This is a genomic window from Janthinobacterium sp. SUN206, assembly GCF_030587305.1.
GTDB classification, from domain to species: Bacteria; Pseudomonadota; Gammaproteobacteria; order Burkholderiales; family Burkholderiaceae_D; genus Janthinobacterium; species Janthinobacterium kumbetense.
Map to the genome: position 1 here is coordinate 1,337,439 of NZ_JAPWIB010000001.1, position 18,109 is coordinate 1,355,547.

Annotated in this window: 15 protein-coding genes; 13 read left to right on the forward strand and 2 right to left on the reverse strand. The window is 65.9% G+C overall.

Translation table 11 applies throughout. From position 1 onward, the window contains the following. Nucleotides 1–11 precede the first annotated feature (11 nt). The 11 genes from O3300_RS05855 to glpK all read left to right on the forward strand — a co-directional run bounded on the left by O3300_RS05855 (nt 12) and on the right by glpK (nt 13,276). Nucleotides 12–926, forward strand: a complete 915-nt coding sequence (locus O3300_RS05855; protein ID WP_099667487.1) for a carbohydrate ABC transporter permease — start codon at nt 12–14, stop codon at nt 924–926. Continuing rightward, nucleotides 923–1,753 (forward strand): carbohydrate ABC transporter permease, encoded by an 831-nt coding sequence (locus O3300_RS05860; RefSeq protein WP_034755232.1) that lies wholly within the window; start codon nt 923–925, stop codon nt 1,751–1,753. The genes O3300_RS05855 and O3300_RS05860 overlap by 4 nt, the downstream gene beginning before the upstream one ends. 2 nt (nt 1,754–1,755) lie before the next feature. Further along, a complete protein-coding gene (locus O3300_RS05865) occupies nt 1,756–2,652 on the forward strand; it encodes an aldose 1-epimerase (RefSeq protein ID WP_305052378.1) in 897 nt (298 codons plus the stop codon). Beyond that, nucleotides 2,645–3,553 (forward strand): SMP-30/gluconolactonase/LRE family protein, encoded by a 909-nt coding sequence (locus tag O3300_RS05870; RefSeq protein WP_305052379.1) that lies wholly within the window; start codon nt 2,645–2,647, stop codon nt 3,551–3,553. Before O3300_RS05865 ends, O3300_RS05870 begins: the two co-directional genes overlap by 8 nt. A 27-nt stretch (nt 3,554–3,580) precedes the next feature. Continuing rightward, nucleotides 3,581–4,369 carry an SDR family NAD(P)-dependent oxidoreductase gene (locus O3300_RS05875; protein WP_092605534.1) on the forward strand — a complete coding sequence of 263 codons (789 nt, stop codon included), beginning with the start codon at nt 3,581–3,583 and terminating at the stop codon, nt 4,367–4,369. A 23-nt stretch (nt 4,370–4,392) separates the two neighbouring features. Continuing rightward, the gene (locus O3300_RS05880) at nt 4,393–5,847 is read left to right on the forward strand and encodes an NAD-dependent succinate-semialdehyde dehydrogenase (RefSeq protein WP_305052380.1); all 1,455 of its coding nucleotides are present in this window, start codon (nt 4,393–4,395) and stop codon (nt 5,845–5,847) included. Nucleotides 5,848–5,912: 65 nt separating this feature from the next. Continuing rightward, nucleotides 5,913–7,310: a porin gene (locus tag O3300_RS05885; RefSeq protein ID WP_305052381.1), complete on the forward strand. Its 1,398-nt coding sequence runs from the start codon at nt 5,913–5,915 to the stop codon at nt 7,308–7,310. Between the two features lie 82 nt (nt 7,311–7,392). Beyond that, the gene (locus tag O3300_RS05890) at nt 7,393–9,414 is read left to right on the forward strand and encodes an alpha-glucosidase (RefSeq protein ID WP_305052382.1); all 2,022 of its coding nucleotides are present in this window, start codon (nt 7,393–7,395) and stop codon (nt 9,412–9,414) included. 7 nt (nt 9,415–9,421) lie between these two features. Next, nucleotides 9,422–10,183 carry a TSUP family transporter gene (locus tag O3300_RS05895; protein ID WP_305052383.1) on the forward strand — a complete coding sequence of 254 codons (762 nt, stop codon included), beginning with the start codon at nt 9,422–9,424 and terminating at the stop codon, nt 10,181–10,183. 46 nt (nt 10,184–10,229) lie between these two features. Beyond that, nucleotides 10,230–11,789, forward strand: coding sequence for a glycerol-3-phosphate dehydrogenase (glpD, locus tag O3300_RS05900; RefSeq protein WP_305052384.1), 1,560 nt, complete (start codon nt 10,230–10,232; stop codon nt 11,787–11,789). Beyond that, the gene (glpK, locus tag O3300_RS05905) at nt 11,786–13,276 is read left to right on the forward strand and encodes a glycerol kinase GlpK (protein WP_305052385.1); all 1,491 of its coding nucleotides are present in this window, start codon (nt 11,786–11,788) and stop codon (nt 13,274–13,276) included. The genes glpD and glpK overlap by 4 nt, the downstream gene beginning before the upstream one ends. Before the next feature lie 185 nt (nt 13,277–13,461). Here glpK and alaC read toward each other — a convergent pair whose 3' ends face one another. Next, nucleotides 13,462–14,679, reverse strand: a complete 1,218-nt coding sequence (gene alaC, locus O3300_RS05910; protein ID WP_305052386.1) for an alanine transaminase — start codon at nt 14,677–14,679, stop codon at nt 13,462–13,464. Between the two features lie 308 nt (nt 14,680–14,987). On the opposite strand from alaC, the gene O3300_RS05915 reads away from it, so the two are divergent. After that, the gene (locus O3300_RS05915; RefSeq protein ID WP_305052387.1) at nt 14,988–15,671 is read left to right on the forward strand and encodes a pentapeptide repeat-containing protein; all 684 of its coding nucleotides are present in this window, start codon (nt 14,988–14,990) and stop codon (nt 15,669–15,671) included. A gap of 163 nt (nt 15,672–15,834) precedes the next feature. Here O3300_RS05915 and O3300_RS05920 read toward each other — a convergent pair whose 3' ends face one another. Further along, complete coding sequence (locus O3300_RS05920; protein WP_305052388.1) at nt 15,835–17,049, reverse strand: MFS transporter; 1,215 nt, start codon at nt 17,047–17,049, stop codon at nt 15,835–15,837. Between the two features lie 114 nt (nt 17,050–17,163). Here O3300_RS05920 and O3300_RS05925 point away from each other — a divergent pair, with 114 nt between their 5' ends. Next, nucleotides 17,164–18,105 carry a LysR family transcriptional regulator gene (locus O3300_RS05925; RefSeq protein ID WP_305052389.1) on the forward strand — a complete coding sequence of 314 codons (942 nt, stop codon included), beginning with the start codon at nt 17,164–17,166 and terminating at the stop codon, nt 18,103–18,105. The last annotated feature ends 4 nt before the right edge of the window (nt 18,106–18,109 follow it).

The following is an 18,109-nucleotide window of genomic DNA, read 5'->3' on the forward strand; positions in this document are numbered from 1 at the left end:
ACGAGGAAATCATGAGGCAACGCACCCTGAAAAGCCGCATCACGGACCCCAGCGAAACAACGCTGGCCTGGGTCCTGCTGACGCCGGCGATTCTCTTTTTACTGCTGATCGTGGCCTACCCGGTCAGCAAACTGATCTACAACAGCTTTTTCGACATCCGCCTGTCCGGCGGCAGCCTGCCCAGTTTCGTGGGCCTGGACAACTACAAGATGGCGCTGGAAGACGCGCTGTTCTGGAAGTCCTTGAAAAACACCGTCATCATCACCGTCGTCACCGTACCGGGCGCGCTGGTGGCGGGCCTGGGCCTGGCCATGCTGGCCAACATGCCGTTCAAGTACCGCTGGCCCGTGCGCCTGGCGCTGCTGCTGCCGTGGGCACTGCCGCTGGCCTTCGTCGGCCTGATCTTCGCCTGGTTCTTCCACAGCGAATACGGCCTGGTGAACGACATCATCCGCCGCATCGACCTCTTGGTCCCTGGCCTGGGCTGGGAACCGCAGATCTGGTTCAATTCGCCCGCGCTGACCATGGCCGCCATCTGCATCACGACCATCTGGAAAACCTCGTCGTTCATGGCCCTCATTTTGCTCGCCGGCCTGCAAACCATCCCCGCCTCGCTGTATGAAGCGGCCGAAGTGGACGGCGCCAGCAAATGGAAGCAATTCACGGAAGTGACCCTGCCCCTGCTGGTGCCATCGATGCTGGTGGCGCTGATCTTCCGCACCCTGACGGCCATCCAGTCCTTCGATATTCCGTACAACATGCCCGGCCCTGGAGACGAAACCAAGACCCTGGCCATGTACATCCAGTCCAATACCGTCGATTACCTCGACGTGGGCTACGGCTCGACCCTGGCGGTATTCATGTTCCTGCTGTCGATGGCCACCACGTTTGTGTATCTGAAATATGTAAGAGGAGACAAAGAATGAGCGGCCTGTTTTCATCGAAGCGCCTGCGCTGGTTCGCCGCCGCGATCGTCATCCTCAACGGCGTCTTCCCCGCCCTGTGGATCCTGTTTACCTCGCTCAAGACCGAGAGCGAACTGACGCAAAAGCCGATCACCTACTGGCCGCACGAACCGACCATCGGCAATTTCATCTCCGCCTTCCAGGACCAGCCGCTGCTGACGTTCCTGACGAATAGCCTGATCGTGGCCGGCCTGTCGACCCTGCTCAGCCTGTTCATCAGCGCGCTGGCCGCGTATGCGATTGCCCGCCTGCGCCTGCGCTTCCGCGGCCTGATCCTGACGGCCATCATCGGCGTGTCGATGTTCCCGCTGGTGACGCTGATGGTGCCGCTGTTCGAGATCATGCGCAGCCTGGGCTTGCTGAACTCCTACTGGGCGCTGGTGCTGCCGTACACGGTGCTGAACCTGCCCATCTGCACCCTGATGATGGTGAGCTTTTTCCAGGATATCCCGCGCGACATCGAAAACGCGGCCATGCTCGACGGCTGCACCCGCCTGAGCGCCCTGTGGCGCATCGTGCTGCCGCTGGCCGCGCCGGGCGTGGCGACGGCCGCCATCCTCGCGTTTGTGAATTCCTGGGACGAGTTCCTGCTGGCGCTGTCGATGAATTCAGCCGTGGCTTACCGCACCCTGCCCGTCGGCATCCAGCTGTACCAGGGCGAGTTCGCCTTCCCGTGGCCGATCATTTCGGCGGCACTGGTGGTAGCCATCGTGCCCATCGTCGTGCTGATCGTGATCTTCCAGGAAAAGGTCGTCAGCGGCCTGACCTCGGGCGGCTTGAAGGGCTGAAAATGGACCACCAGTCTCCCTTCACCCTGGCGCACGGCGACTGCCGCGCCGACGTCCACCCGGCCACGGGCGGCGCGCTGGCGGCTTTCCGCTGGCGCGGGCGCGACATCCTGCGCGCCGCGCCAGCCGCTGCCGACGTGCGGCAGATGGCCTGCTACCCTTTGGCGCCGTATTCGAACCGCATCGGCAACGCCGTGCTGCAGGCGCAGGAACAGGCGCATGCACTGCGCGCCAACTTCCCGCCCGAGCCGCACAGCATCCACGGCTTCGGCTGGCAGCGCGCCTGGCACGTTGCGGCGCGTGCGGACGACAGCGCCGAACTGCTGCTCGTGCACGGCGGCGACGCCGACTGGCCGTTCGCCTGCGAAGCGCGGCAAACCGTGCTGCTCGACGCCGCCGGCCTGCGCCTGACCTTATCGGTGCGCAATGACGATACGCGCGCCATGCCCGCCGGCCTGGGTTTTCACCCCTACTTTCCGCTGGCGCCCGGCCTGCGCCTGCAGGCGCAATGGGATGGCGTGTGGAGCATGGGCGCCGACCACTTGCCGGCCGGCTTGGCGCCCGTGGCGCAAGCGTCGCCATTCGCCACGCCGCAGCCGGTGGCCGGCTGGCGCAGCGACCATTGCTACAGCGGCTGGACGGGCCGCGCCAGCCTCGATTACGGCGACTACAGCGTGCAGCTGTCGGCCAGCGACAATTGCCGCCACCTCGTGTGCTTCGCACCCAACGACGAGCGCAGCTTCATCGCCATCGAACCCGTCACGCACGCGAATAACGCATTTGCGCTGGCCGCGCGCGGCGCGCACGACACGGGCATGCGCCTGCTGGCGCCCGGCGAGACGCTGCACATCGCCATGCGCCTGGCCATGCAGGAAAATGCGGAGGAGGCCCATGCGTGAATGGCAAGCCGAACTCGTGCTCGACGCGCGCGCCCAGCTGGGCGAATGCCCGCTGTGGAGCGTGGCCGAACAGTGTTTGTACTGGATCGATATCGCCGGACGCCGCCTGCACCGCTACGATCCGGCGACCGGCCTCGACCGCGTCTGGTGGGTGCCGTGCGAACCGGGCTGCATTGCCCTGGCTGAAAAAGGCGGCTTGGTGGCGGCCCTGCGCGACGGTTTCTACCGTTTCTACCCGCAGGAAGGCTTGCTCGACAAGCTGGCCGATGCGCCCTACGACAGCGCCGACATGCGTTTCAACGATGGCCGCTGCGACAGCGCCGGGCGCTTCTGGGCCGGCGCCATGTATGAGCCGCGCACGGCGGAACTGGCTGCCATGTTTTGCCTGGAACGGGGCGCCACGCGCCTGGGCTGGGGGCCGCAACAGAATCTTGGCGTGAAAGTCAGCAACGGCCTCGCCTTTGCAGAAGATGGCCAGTCGCTGCTCCAGTCCGACACGCCGAACCACGTGATCTACCGTTACGCGTTTGACGCGGCCAGCGGCCAGGCGGGCGAGCGCAAGGTGTTTGCCCGCCTGCCCGCCAAGGGCGAAGACGCCGTGTATGGCGGCCGCCCCGATGGCGCGGCGCTCGATGCGGAAGGCTGCTACTGGAGCGCGCAATACGAAGGCGGCCGGGTGCTGCGCTTTTCGCCGCAGGGAGAGATCATCGGCATCGTGCGCGTGCCCGTCACGCGCCCCACCATGATCGCCTTTGGCGGCGCCGACCTGCGCACCCTGTACATCACCAGCGCGCGCGAAGGCGCAAGCGACGACGAACTGGCGCGCCAGCCGCAGGCCGGCGGCCTCTTTGCCGTGCGCCTGGACGTGGCCGGCCGCCCCGAACCCCTGTACCGGGATTGATACCCGGATCTTCACCCTGAGGACAGCATGAACGCCAACATCACTCTCTACCCCAGCCTGCAGGACCGCGTGGTCTTCGTCTCCGGCGGCGGCTCCGGCATCGGCGCTGCGCTGGTCGAACACTTCGCCCTGCAAGGCGCGCAAGTGGCTTTTTGCGACATCGATGGCGACGCCAGCGCCGCCCTGGCCGCACGCCTGGCGCCCCTGTGCCGGCACGCACCCTATTTTGTCTATAGCGACATCCGCGACATCGCCGCCTACCAGGCCAGTCTGGCCGACGTCGAGGCGCGCTTTGGCGCCATCCGCGTGCTGCTCAACAACGCGGGCCGCGACGACCGCCATTCGCTGGCCGAACTGACGCCCGAATACTGGGACAACTGCCTGGCGCTGAACTTGAAACACCACGTGTTCGCCATCCAGCAGGTAGCGCCCGGCATGGCGGCCGCCGGCGGCGGTTCCATCATCAACCTGGGCTCGATTTCGTGGATGCGCGGGCGCCCCAACCTGGTCGGCTACACCACGTCCAAGGCGGGCATCGCGGGCCTGTCGCGCACCCTGGCGCGCGAGCTGGGCGAACAGAATATCCGCGTCAACGCCATCGCGCCGGGCGCCATCGCCACGGACCGCCAGGCCGCGCTGTGGCGCGACCCGGAAGAAGACCGCCGCTTCATCGAACTGCAATGCCTGAAATACCGGCTCGACGCGGGCCACGTGGCGCGCACGGCCCTGTTCCTGGCGGCCGACGATTCGGACGGCATCACGGGACAGAACATCATCGTCGATGCCGGCCTCGCGCAAGTATCTGTAGCTGGCTAAGCCCCCATTCAAGGAGAACCCTCATGTTGAACCTGCAAGACGCAAGCCTGTTGAAACAGCAATGCCTGATCGACGGCGCCTGGTGCGACGCCGATGACGGCGCCACCATCGCCGTCACCAATCCCGCCACCGGCGAAGTGATCGCCACCGTGCCGCGCATGGGCGCGGCCGAGACGCGGCGCGCCATCGCCGCCTCGCATGCGGCCTTCCGGCTGTGGCGCAAGCAGACCGTCAAGGCGCGCGCCACGGTGCTGCGCGCCTGGCATGCCTTGATTTTGCAGCACGCGGACGACCTGGCGCTGATACTCACCAGCGAGCAAGGCAAGTCGCTGGCCGAAGCCAAGGGCGAGATCGTCTCGAACGCGGCCTACCTGGAATGGTTTGCCGAGGAAGGCAAGCGCGCATATGGCGACGTGATCGCGCCGCCGTCGAATGACAAGCGCATCGTCGTCATCAAGCAGCCGATTGGCGTGTGCGCGGCCATCACGCCGTGGAATTTCCCGAACGGCATGATCACGCGCAAGGCCGGTCCCGCCCTGGCGGCCGGCTGCAGCATGGTCTTGAAGCCGGCGTCGCAAACGCCGCTGTCGGCCCTGGCCCTGGGCGAACTGGCGCTGCGGGCCGGCGTGCCGCCTGGCGTCTTCAATGTAGTGACGGGCGCGGCGCAGGCCATCGGCACGGAACTGTGCCACAACGACCTGGTGCGCAAGATCACGTTTACGGGGTCGACGGAAGTGGGCGCCTGGCTGTCGCGCGAGGCGGCCGGCACGATCAAGAAGCTGTCGCTGGAATTGGGCGGCAACGCGCCCTTCATCGTTTTCGAAGATGCCGACATCGACGCGGCCGTCGAAGGCGTGCTGATGTCGAAATACCGCAACAGCGGCCAGACCTGCGTCTGCGCCAACCGCATCTACGTGCAGGACAGCATCTACGACGACTTCGCCGCCCGCCTGGTGGCCAAGGTAACAGAGCTGAAACTGGGCAATGGCCTGGACGCGGGCGTCACGCAAGGCCCGCTGATCGATGAAAACGCCGTGCGCAAGATCGAACAGCATATCGCCGACGCGCTGGCCAAGGGCGGCAAGCTGGCCATCGGCGGCAAGCGCCACGCGCTGGGCGGCAGCTTTTTCGAGCCCAGCGTGATGCTGGAAGCGAACAGCGACATGCTGGTGGCCACCGAGGAAACCTTCGCCCCGCTGGCGCCGCTGTTCCGCTTCGGCAGCGAAGAGGAAGTCGTCGCCATGGCCAACGCCACGCAGTTCGGCCTGGCCGGCTATTTCTACAGCCGCGACCTGGGCAGAGTCTGGCGCGTGGCGGAAGAACTGGAAGTGGGCATGGTCGGCATCAACACGGGCATGATCGCCAATGAAATGGCGCCGTTCGGCGGCGTCAAGCATTCGGGCATGGGCCGCGAAGGCTCGCATTACGGCATGGACGACTTCCTCGATATCAAATACTTGTGCATGGGAGGAATTTGATTATTTCAATGTAAGCAAGGCAGGGATCAGCAACCATACTCATAAAAAACACAGGAGACAAGATCATGCAAACGACATTCCGCAAGACCACCCTGGCCGCGGCCATCACCGGCGTGCTTCTCACGGCGCCATTTGTTAGCGCTAACGCTCGCGCTGACGAACTCAGCGACATGAAGGCCATGCTGGCGCAGTTGCAGGACAGGGTGGCGCAGATGGAAGCGAAAGCGGCGCAACCCGCACCGGCGGCGATGGCAGCCGCACCGGCAACGTCGGCGGCGGCCCCCATGCAGCCCGCCACCGGCTTCAACTGGAAACTGTACGGCCGTGGCGACATCGGCTATACGGTGTCGCGCGGCAAGGATGCCAGCGGGCGCCAGCTGACCAATCACCGCCTGAACCAGGGCGAGATGGCCAGCCGCCTGGGCCTCACGGGCGCCTGGGTCTTCAGCGACGAGTACAAGGCCATCTTCGGCGTCGAGACGGGCTTGAACTTGTTCAACGGCAATGCGGGCGGCGGCACGCAAAACAACACCACCTCGTCCGTGCTGTTCAACCGGGGTTCCACCGTCGGCTTTGCCTCGACCACCTGGGGCTCGATCGAAGGCGGCACCATGTACATGGCGCCGTTCTGGGTCTCGCTGGGCGCCGACCTGGCCTCGGCGCACAATTACGGCGCCAACGACTTCAGCGCCCTGTTCTCGCTCACGCGTCCCGAATCCCTGGGCCGCTACCTGAAGGATCCCGTGACAAACAACGCCAGCAAGACGACGAGTTTGGCCGGCAACAACTCGGGCACGGCCTTGTTCTACGGCAATGCGCTGCGCTACCGCAGCCCCACTTGGAACAACATCTCGGCGGAAGTGTCGTATTCGGCCGGCCAGCAGGCATCTTCCGCCACCGACCTGGAAAACGATGGCCGCAGCTGGGCCGCCAACGTGCTGTACAAGAAGGGCGACCTGTTCCTCGGCTATGCGCACATGGATTACCTGCAAAGCAACGACATCAGCACGGGGGGCACGCCGAACTTCCTCAAGCGCAACCAGGTCACGGACATCGTCGGCGCGCGCTACAAGTGGAACGATTTTACCTTGGGCGGCTCCTACACCTCCTACCGCGTGTCGAACGCGGGCGGCTATGCGGCCGACGCCTTCGGCGTCTCGGGCGCCTACGACCTCGGCAAGCACCGCATCGAGGGCAGCCTTGCGCACATCAGCTATGACGGCGCCAACGCCAAAGGCGCTTTCGGCACCAACACGGGCGATGGCGTGGGCAAGCCCACGTCGACGGCCTACTCGCTGGGCTACCTGTACAACTTCCAGCCGACCCTGTCGTTCTACGCGTACGCCACGCGCATCGCCAACAACAGCCATGCCAAGCTGGGCGTATTGCAGTTCCGGGGGGACAATAACTACTTCGGCTACAGCCCCGTCGAGCTGACCGCCGGCATGTTCCTCGTCTTTTAATTTAGTGCTTATTTGTTGAGGCACCGCCGGCCCGCCCCACACCCACCATGCGGGCGGCCGGTTTTCACAGGAGTTGATCGTCATGCAGTACACACTACACCAGGAAAATGACAGCGTCGCCCTGCGCTGCGCCGGCCGCTTGCTGCTGCGCCACGGCGCCGATGCGCCATGCGTGTTCGTCGGCCAGGGCCGCGAAAGCATGGAAATGTACCGCGGTAACTTCGCCATCGAAGATTACGTCGAAGAGCGCAGCGCCCTGCGCACGCTGGCCGTCACGCAGGACGGCGACGGCGCCACCCTGAGCTTCGCGCGCCATGCGGGCGACACGCCGCAGCTGGTGCTGGCCGTGCAAGCGGCGCCGCATGGCGTGCACCTGGTGGTGCGCTACGCGGCGCCGGGCTGGAACCGGCTGTGGCTGCGCCTGCCAGCAGAACAGGACGAGCATGTGTGGGGCTGCGGCGAGCAAATGTCGTACTTCAACCTGCGCGGCCGCCACTTCCCCCTGTGGACGTCCGAGCCGGGCGTGGGCCGCGACAAGTCGACCCATTTGACGTGGCAAGCGGACGTGACGTCGAAATCGGGCGGCGACTACTATCACACGAATTATCCGCAACCGAGCTTCATCTCGTCGCAGCGCTACTGCCTGCATGCCGAGACGACGGCGTATGCGGACTTCGATTTCCGCCAACCGGACTTCCACGAGCTGCAATTCTGGGCCATGCCCGAGCGCCTGGAATTCATGCTGGCCGACTCCTTCGTCGACCTGGTGGGCGTGGTCTCGCAACGCTTCGGCCGCCAGCCGCAATTGCCCGCCTGGCTGCAAAATGGCGCCATGCTGGGCCTGAAAGGCGGCGAAGAGCATGCCCGCGCCATCCTCGCGCAGGCGCAGGAACACGGCTTGCCCGTCAGCGCCCTGTGGTGCGAAGACTGGGTGGGCTTGCGCCAGACCTCGTTCGGCAAGCGTTTGTTCTGGGACTGGCGCTGGCAGCCGCAGCGCTATCCCGACCTGAAAAACTGGATCGCCGACCTGGCCAGACAGGACATCCGCTTCCTCGGCTACGTCAATCCGTATTTGTGCAACGACGGCACCCTGTACCAGGAAGCGCTGCAGCAGGGCTTTTTGGCCACGGCCACCGATGGCGGCGCCTACCTGGTGGACTTCGGCGAATTCGATTGCGGCGTCGTCGACTTCACCAACCCGGCCGCCGCGCTGTGGTTCAAGGAACGCATCCTGCGTCAGGAAATGCTCGACTTCGGCCTGTCCGGCTGGATGGCCGATTTCGGCGAATACCTGCCGATCGACCTGCGCCTGCACAATGGCGTCGATGCGCGCCTGATGCACAACGCCTGGCCGACCCTGTGGGCCGAAGTCAATGCGCGCGCCATCGAGGCCGCCGGCAAGACGGGCGACGCCACCTTCTTCATGCGCGCCGGCTATACGGGCGTGCAGGCGCACTGCCCGCTGCTGTGGGCCGGCGACCAGTCGGTCGACTTCAGCCGCCACGACGGCTTGCAGACGGTGATCTGCGGCGCCCTGTCGTCCGGCTTGCTGGGCAACGCCTACCACCACAGCGACATCGGCGGCTACACCAGCCTGTTCGGCAACCTGCGCACGGCCGAACTGTTCCAGCGCTGGACGGAGATGGCCGTCTTCACGTCGATGATGCGCACGCACGAAGGCAACCGCCCGGACGAAAACTTCCAGTTTTACCAGGATGAACAGGTGTTCCAGCACTTCGCCCGCATGACACGGCTGCACGTGGCGCTGGCGCCCACCATCCGCGCGCTGGCCGAAGATGCCGTGGCGCGCGGCCTGCCGCTGCAGCGCCCCCTGTTCCTGCACTATGAACATGACCGCGCCACCTACGCCATCCAGGACCAGTACCTGTTCGGCCCCGACCTGCTGGTGGCGCCCGTGCATGCGGCGGGCGCTGCGCGCTGGAGCGCCTACCTGCCGCAGGGCGACGCCTGGATCCACCTGTGGAGCGGCGCCGTCTTCGAAGGCGGCCAGCGCGTGGAAGTCGACGCGCCCCTGGGCCAGCCGCCCGTCTTCGTGCGGCGCGGTTGCGCACAGCAGGATTTCTTCCTGTCGCTGGCGAAATGAGCCTGGCATGAGCGTGGCGTCGCATCTGCTGTTCCTGGCCTGCGTGGCGCTGGCCAGCGTCGCGCAGAACTTGACGGGCTTTGCTTTCGGCCTGATCCTGCTGGGCCTGACGGCCGTGCTGCACCTGGCCAGCCTGGGCGACGTGGCCAACGTCGTCAGCGTGCTGGTGCTGGTGAATGCCGCCATCACCTTTGGCCGCACGCGCCCGCAGCTGGCCTGGCCCGTGTTCGGCCCTTCGCTGGCCGTCAGCCTGCTGGGCGTGGGCGCGGGCGTGGCCCTGCTGGGCTGGTTCAGCGCGCAACAGGTGACCCTGCTGCGCTTCCTGCTCGGCTGCGCCATCGTCGTCTGCGCATTCATGCTGGTGCTGCGCGCCAGCGCGCGCCGGCGGCAATCCGGCCTGCCCGCCTTCCTGTTTTTCAGCGGCGTGTCCGGCGTGATGGGCGGCCTGTTCGCCAGCGCCGGCCCTCCCATGGTGTACCACCTGTACCGCCAGCCATGGCCGGCCGACATGATCCGCCATTCGCTGATCGTGCTGTTTGCCGCGAATGCCGTGCTGCGCCTGGCCCTCGTGCTGGCGCACGGCCAGTTCAGCCTGACGGCCCTGTGGCTGACCCTGGAAGCCTTGCCGCTGGTGACGGGGCTGACGTGGCTGGCGCGCCGCCACCCTTCGCGCCTGCCCATCGAACACGTGCGCCGCGCCGTCTTCGTGCTGCTGCTGATCGCCGGCCTGGCCCTGGTGCTGCCGCCCGTGCTGGCCCTGGCCGCCTGAGGCGGCGCCTTTTCACTGTTTACCTTTTTTACGAGACGAACCTTCCATGTCCGCTTCCCGCTTTTCCTCCCTGCCCCCCGACTGCGACCTGCTGGTCGTCGGCGGCGGCATCAATGGCGCCGGCATCGCGCGCGACGCGGCCGGCCGCGGCTTGCGCGTGGTGCTGTGCGAACAGCACGACCTGGCGCAGCACACCTCGTCCGCCTCCACCAAGCTGATACACGGCGGCCTGCGCTACCTCGAATACTATGAATTCAAGCTGGTGCGCAAGGCGCTGCAGGAACGCGAAGTGCTGCTGCGCGCCGCGCCGCACATCATGTGGCCGATGCGCTTCGTCATGCCGCACGATGCCGCCCAGCGCCCCGCCTGGATGATACGCGCGGGCCTGTTCCTGTACGACCACCTGGCCAAACGGGCCTTCCTGCCCGCCTCGCAAGGCATCGCGCTGGACAAGCACGCGGCAGGCGCGCCGCTGAAGGCCGGCTACCGCAAGGGCTTCGTGTATTCCGACGGCTGGGTCGACGATGCGCGCCTGGTGGTGCTCAACGCGCTCGACGCGCAGGAACACGGCGCGCACATCCTCACGCGCACGGCCTGCGTCGACGCGCGCCGCGACGGCGACGCCTGGCACGCCACCCTGCAAGCCGAGGGGGGCCAGCGCAAGAGCTTGCGCGCGCGCGCCATCGTCAACGCGGCGGGACCGTGGACGGCGCAATTTGCCGGCGCGGCCGGCGGCGGCAAGACGCAGGGGTTGCGCCTGATCAAGGGCAGCCACATCATCGTGCCGCGCCTGTTCGAGCATCCGAACGCCTACATCTTCCAGAACCCGGACCAGCGCATCATCTTCGCCATCCCCTACCAGGATGACTTTACCCTGATCGGCACCACCGACGAGGAATACAAGGGGGACGTGAGCCAGGTGAAGATCAGCCAGGCGGAGATCGATTACCTGTGCCAGGCGGCGAACCGCTATTTCAAGCGCGAAATCGGCCCCGCCGACGTCGTGTGGACGTATTCCGGCGTGCGCCCCCTGCTCGACGACAGCGCGCAGAACGCATCGGCCGTCACGCGCGACTACCTGCTGGAAGTGGCGCGCGGCGCAGCGGCGACGGGCGCGCCCCTGCTCAATATCTGGGGCGGCAAGATCACCACCTACCGCAAGCTGGCCGAGGAAGCGCTGGGCCTGCTGGCGCCCCTGCTGGACAATGCTTCTCCGGCCTGGACGGCCCACGCGCCCCTGCCCGGCGGCGACCTGCAGCAGGTGAATCAACTCGTGGACAGCCATGATTTCGACGGTTTCCTCGCGCGCTTCCAGCGCGACCACGCCTGGCTGCCGCCCGCGCTGGCGCGCCGCTATGCGCGCGCCTACGGCAGCCGCGCCGCACGCCTGCTGACGGGCGCCACGTCGATGGCCGACCTGGGCGCGCAACTGGCGCCCGGCCTGTACGAAGCCGAAGCGTGCTATCTGGTCGAGGTGGAATGGGCCAGGAGCAGCGACGACATCCTGTGGCGCCGCAGCAAACTGGGGTTGCGCTGCGCGCCGGCCGACGTGGCGCGCCTGCAGCAATGGCTGGCCGCCCATCCGGCGCAAGAGGTGGCGGCATGACGTATTTGCTGGCCCTCGACCAGGGCACCTCCAGCTCGCGCAGCATGGTCTTCGATGAAACGGGCGCCATCGTCGCCGTGGCGCAGCGCGAATTTCGCCAGCTCTTCCCGCAGCCGGGCTGGATCGAGCACGATCCCATGGAAATCTGGCACAGCCAGCTGGCTACCTGCCGCGAAGTGCTGGCCAAGACGGGCTTGCAGGCCGACGCCCTCGGTGCGCTGGGCATCACCAACCAGCGCGAAACGACGGTGGTATGGGACCGCGCCACGGGCGAACCCGTCTACAACGCCATCGTCTGGCAAGACCGCCGCACGGAAGCCCAGTGCGAGGACTTGCGCGCGCGGGGCCTGGCCGGCGCCATCCATGCGAAGACGGGCCTGGTGCTCGACCCGTATTTTTCCGGCACCAAGCTGCGCTGGATACTCGACGCCGTGCCCGGCGTCCGCGCGCGCGCCATGCGCGGCGAACTGGCCTTCGGCACCATCGATACCTGGCTGGCATGGCAGATGACGGGCGGCCGCCTGCATGTGAGCGACGTCACCAACGCTTCGCGCACCATGTTGTGGAACCTGCATGAAGGCTGCTGGGATGCCCAGCTGCTCGACTGGCTGGGCATCCCAGCCAGCCTGCTGCCGTCCGTCCACCCTTCGAGCCACGTGTATGGCGAAACGGATGCGGCGGTGCTGGGCAGCCCCGTCATCATCGGCGGCATCGCCGGCGACCAGCAGGCGGCGCTGTTCGGCCAGACCTGTTTTACGCCGGGCATGGCCAAGAATACCTATGGCACCGGCTGCTTCTTGCTGCTCAACACGGGCGAACAGTGCGCGCAATCGCAGCATGGATTGATCAGCACGGCCGCCTGCCAGGTGGGCGCGCAGCCCGCGTATGCGCTCGAAGGCAGCGTCTTCATCGGCGGCGCCGTGGTGCAGTGGCTGCGCGACGGCCTGGGCGCCATCGGCCACGCGGGCGAAGCGGAAGGCCTGGCCGCCTCCGTGCCCGATTCGGGCGGCGTGGTCTTCGTGCCCTCGTTTACAGGCCTGGGCGCACCGTACTGGGTGCCCTCGGCGAAAGGCGCCATCCTGGGCCTGAGCCGGGGCAGCACGGTGGGCCACATCGCCCGCGCGGCGCTCGAAGCGATCGCCTTCCAGAGCGCCGCCCTGCTGGGCGCGATGACGCGCGACGCGCAAGCGCCCATCACCGAGCTGCGCGTGGACGGCGGCGCCTGCGCCAACAACCTGCTGCTGCAATTCCAGGCCGACTTGCTGGGCATCCCCGTCGTGCGCCCGCAAGTGATCGAAACGACGGCCCTGGGCGCGGCCTGCCTGGCGGGCCTGGCCATCGGCCAGTACCGTGGCGTCGACGAGCTGGCATCCCACTGGCGCGCCGACAGGACGTTCTTGCCCACCATCGGCCGCGACCAGGCGGCCAGCCTGATGCAGCAGTGGGAGGTGGCGGTGCGGCGGTTTACGGGTGCCGGCGACGCATAGCCGCGCGGAATGACAGGCAAAAAAAAAGCCCGCTGCGGGAGCGGGCTGAATCTATTTCCTTGGAGGAGATAGAGGAGACAAATGAATGATGCCGCGTTGCAGCATATAAAACCACTTTATATTCGTGATGTCAGAAATACGCAGCAGTGATATTAGGGGCAACAGACAATTCCATACGGCAACTTTTACGTGGCCGTTTCCGTTTTTGCGTCGCCGGAACGCAACATATTCTTGATGCCGCGCAAGGCTTGCCGGACGCGCGCCTCGTTTTCGATCAGGGCGAAGCGCACGTATTCATCGCCGTATTCGCCGAAACCGATGCCGGGCGACACGCTCACCTTGGCTTTTTGCAGCAGCAGCTTGGCAAATTCCAGCGAACCCAGGTGGCGGTAGGCTTGCGGGATATGCGCCCAGATATACATCGAAGCCTTCGGTTTTTCCACCATCCAGCCCGCCTCATGCAAGCCTTTCACCAGCACGTCGCGGCGGCGCTGGTACTGGGCGCAGATGTCCGTCACGCAACTTTGATCGCCTTCCAGCGCGGCGATGGCCGCCACTTGCACTGGCGTGAAACTGCCGTAGTCGTGGTAGCTCTTGATGCGCGCCAAGGCCGCCACCAGTTCCGCATTGCCGACCATGAAGCCGATGCGCCAGCCCGCCATGTTGTAGCTTTTCGACATGGTAAAGAATTCCACGGCCACGTCTCGCGCGCCCGGCACCTGCATGATGGACGGCGCCTTCCAGCCATCGAAAGTGATGTCGGCATACGCCAGGTCATGCACCACCAGGATATTGTGCTGTTTCGCCAGCGCGACGACCCGTTCAAAAAACTCCAGCTCCACGCATTGCGCCGTGGGGTTGGACGGGAAGCCCAGCACCATCATCTTCGGTTTCGGGTAGCTTTCGCGGATGGCCCGTTCCAGTTCGGCAAAGAAATCCACGCCCGGCCCCATGCGCACGGAGCGGATATCGGCGCCCGCGATGACGGCGCCCCAGATGTGGATCGGGTAGCTGGGATTGGGCACCAGCACCGTGTCGCCACGGTCCAGCGTCGCCAGCATCAGGTGCGCCAGGCCCTCTTTCGAGCCGATGGTGACGATGGCTTCGCTGTCCGGGTCGATGTCGACCTCGTAGCGCTTCTTGTACCAGTGGGCAATCGCGCGGCGCAGCCGCAGAATGCCTTTGGAGGCTGAATAGCCGTGCGTGTCGGGACGTTTCACCGTCTCGACCAGCTTGTCGACGATGTGGGCCGGCGTGGCGCCATCGGGATTGCCCATCGACATGTCGATGATGTCCTCGCCACGGCGGCGCGCGGCCATCTTGAGTTCGGCGGTGATATTGAAAACGTAGGGGGGAAGGCGATTGATGCGCGAAAAGCTGCGCGGAGCTTGGCTGTCGGTCATGGTTATCTCTGTACGTAAGCGCCCGGATCCGTCCGAGCGACGTTGGCGCAGTGGCTGCGCCTGCAACGATACTAACCCGGCTTCGCAAGAACTGGCAAGGCCGATTCGGACAAGCTACAATACGCGCTGATCGAAAATGAGCGCACCGGTTGGTAACCCGGTAAGTGCCCGGCACCGTCCGGCATGCTCCCGCCCACGCGGACCCACGGCGCTGACCCTTGGCTGTTACACCAGCCGGGGAGGTGTTCTGGTTCGTGCATTTTCCCGCCGCGCCATCCCTCCCCTGCTTTGATTAGGAATAAAAACGGATGGCAACACACGACACCGCAGTAAGCAACATGACCCTGGACCGCGCCGGCATCGAGCAGCAGCTGGCCCTGCCCGTGCGCCACTTCATCGATTGCGCGTTCGACGGCGAAGACTTGTCGCGCCTCGATTTGCAGGGCTGTACCTTCGAGCGCTGCACCTTTGCCGACACCAATCTGTTCGCCAGCAAGCTGGCGCGCAGCACCTGGCGCCGCTGCCGCGCGGGCAGCGCCGATTTCGAATCCGTCGACGCCGTCGACGCCAGCTTCGAAGGCTGCGACCTGAACAACACAAAATGGCGGCGCGCCAAGCTGGCCTCGGCCACCTACCGCGGCTGCAAGCTGACGGGCGCCTCGTTCGAGGAAGTGGCCCACCTGGGCCTCACCTTCGAAGACAGCCTGCTGGTGGGCGCCGACCTGCGCGGCTTCTCGTTCCGCAAGGCAATATTAAAACAGCTGGACTTTTCCGACGCCTACCTGGCCGGCTGCGACTTCCGCGACGCCATCTTTGAGGGTGGCAGCCTGCGCAACGCCACCATCAAACTGGCGAAGTTCCAGGGCGCGGACTTGCGCGGCGCCGATATCGACGGGTTCAAATTGAGCGAAGCGTCCTTGCTGAAAGGCGCCGTCATCACGCATGCGCAGGCGGCGAACTTCATGCGCGCGCTCGATCTGGTGGTGATTTAATCTGCAAAGACAAAAAAAAGCCCGCTACGGAAGCGGGCTGAATCTATTTCCTTGGAGGAGATAGAGGAGACAAGTGCATCTTGCGGCATCGCGGCATATCACGCCACTTTATCTTCATGATGATAGAAATAGCCGCCAGTGATAACGAGCCGCCATCAGGGTTTCAAGCCGTGCGGCGCGCAGCCAGCGGCAGAAATTCTCCCAGCCATACCAGCAGGGCCAGGCCCGGAAACGCCATGCCGGTCAGCAAAGTTGCTTGCCAACCATAGCTGGCATACACCCAGGCGCCGATGGCCGAGCCGGCTGCGCCGCCGGCGAAGAACAAGGCGAAATACAGGCCGTTCAGGCGGCCGCGCACTTCCGCGCCCAGGCTGAAGATGGCGCGCTGGCCCAGCACCAGATTCGCCGCCACGCCCATGTCGAGCACGATGGAAGCGACCACCAGCAAGCCCAGCGCCACGTGTTTCGACTCGGGCGCCAGCATCGGCAAGGCAAAGGCGACGATGCCGAGCGCCAGCGCGGCGGCCGTGGCGGACAAGGTGTGGCCCGCATCGGCCAGGCGGCCGGCGATCGGCGAAGCGACGGCGCCCGCCATGCCCACCAGGGCAAAGATGGCGATGCCCGTTTGCGACAGGCCGAACGCGGGGCTGGCCAGCACCAGCGGCGTGACGGTCCAGAACAGGCTGAAGGCGCCAAACAGGCCAGCGTGATAGGCGGCGCGGCGGCGCAGCACGGGCGTGCCCAGCAGCAAATGCCACAGCGACGCCATCAAGGCCGGATAGCGTATGCTCGACACCGGCTGGCGCACGGGCAAGGCGCGGCGCAGCACCAGCGCCAGCAAGACCATCAGCACGGCGGCGCCGCCAAACACCACGTGCCAGCTCGCATGGGCCGCCACCAGCGAAGCGACGGGACGGGCCAGCATGATGCCCAGCAACAAGCCGCTGACCACCTTGCCCACCGTCTGGCCCCGCGTCGCTTCCTGCGACAGGTGGGCGGCAAACGGCACGATCACTTGCGCCGCCACGGACCCGAGACCGATGGCCAGCGCGGCTGCCAGGAACACGATGGCGCCCGTGGAGAGGGCCGCCGCCACGAGGGCCGTGGCCGTCACCAGCAAGGCCGTGACGATCAGGCGGCGGTTTTCCAGCAAGTCGCCCAGCGGCACGACAAACAGCAGGCCCAGCGTGTACCCCACTTGCGTCAGGGTGACGATCAGCCCGGCCGCCTTGGCCGACAGGCCCGTGGAGGCGCTGATGGGCCCGACGAGGGTTTGCGCATAATACAGATTGGCGACGATCAGGCCGGAAGCGATGGCCAGCAGCAGCACCATGGCGGGCGCAATGTCGTGGGGAGCGGAAGGTGAGGCCTTGTTCATGTTGTTTCCTCGGTTCGGTAGGGATGTGGCCATTCTAGGCAAAACCGGGGCAAAGATAATTAGGGCATAATCGCCCTACACTTTTCACATAATATGAACAATGAAAGCTATCCCATGGACAAGATCAAGGCCATGCAGACCTTTGTGCGCATCGTCGAAGCCAACAGTTTTTCCAAGGCGGCCGAAACCTTGAATTTGCCGCGCGCCGCGCTGACGGCCACCCTGCAAAAGCTGGAAGCCTACCTGGGCACGCAACTGCTGCAGCGCACCACGCGCCGTTTGTCCCTGACGCCGGAAGGGGCCGAGTATTTCCGCCATTGCCTCGATATTTTGAAAGCCGTCGACACGGCGGAACTGGCGTTCCGCGGTCCGGACGCGAAAAAACCCCGTGGCTTGCTGCGCATCAACCTGCCCAACACGGTGGGCCGGCGCCTCGTCATGCCCCATATCGCGCAATTCCACGCCGCCTGGCCGGACGTGCAACTGCAGCTGAGCCTGACTGACCGCCTGGTCGACCTGACGCAGGAAGGCATCGATTGCGCCTTGCGCGTGGGCACCTTGCAGGATTCCGCCTTCATCGGCAAACAGGTCGGCCTGATGCGCTTCGTCACGTGCGCCTCACCCGCCTACCTGGCGCGGCACGGCACGCCGCACACCCTGACCGACCTGGCCGCGCACCGGGGCATCATGCATTACTCGGGCCGCACGGGACGCGCCTTCGACTGGGATTTCCTGCAAGGCAAGGAGGTGGTGCGCGTGCCGATGGCCGGCCCCATCGCCGTCAACGACGCCGACGCCAGCGTCGCTTGCGCGCTGCAAGGACTGGGACTGGCGCAGGCGGCCGTGTACCAGGTGCGCGCGCACCTCGACAGCGGCGCCCTGGTGGCCGTGCTGGCGGATCACCCGCCGACGCCCATGCCCATGTCCCTGCTGACGCCGCAAGGCCGGCTGGCCACGCCCAAGCTGCAGGCGTTTGCGGGCTGGATCACGGCCCTGTTCGAAGCCAATACGGATCTGCAGCCTCCTGGCAGGGCGGCTGCCGCACGGGCCGGCTAGCCGG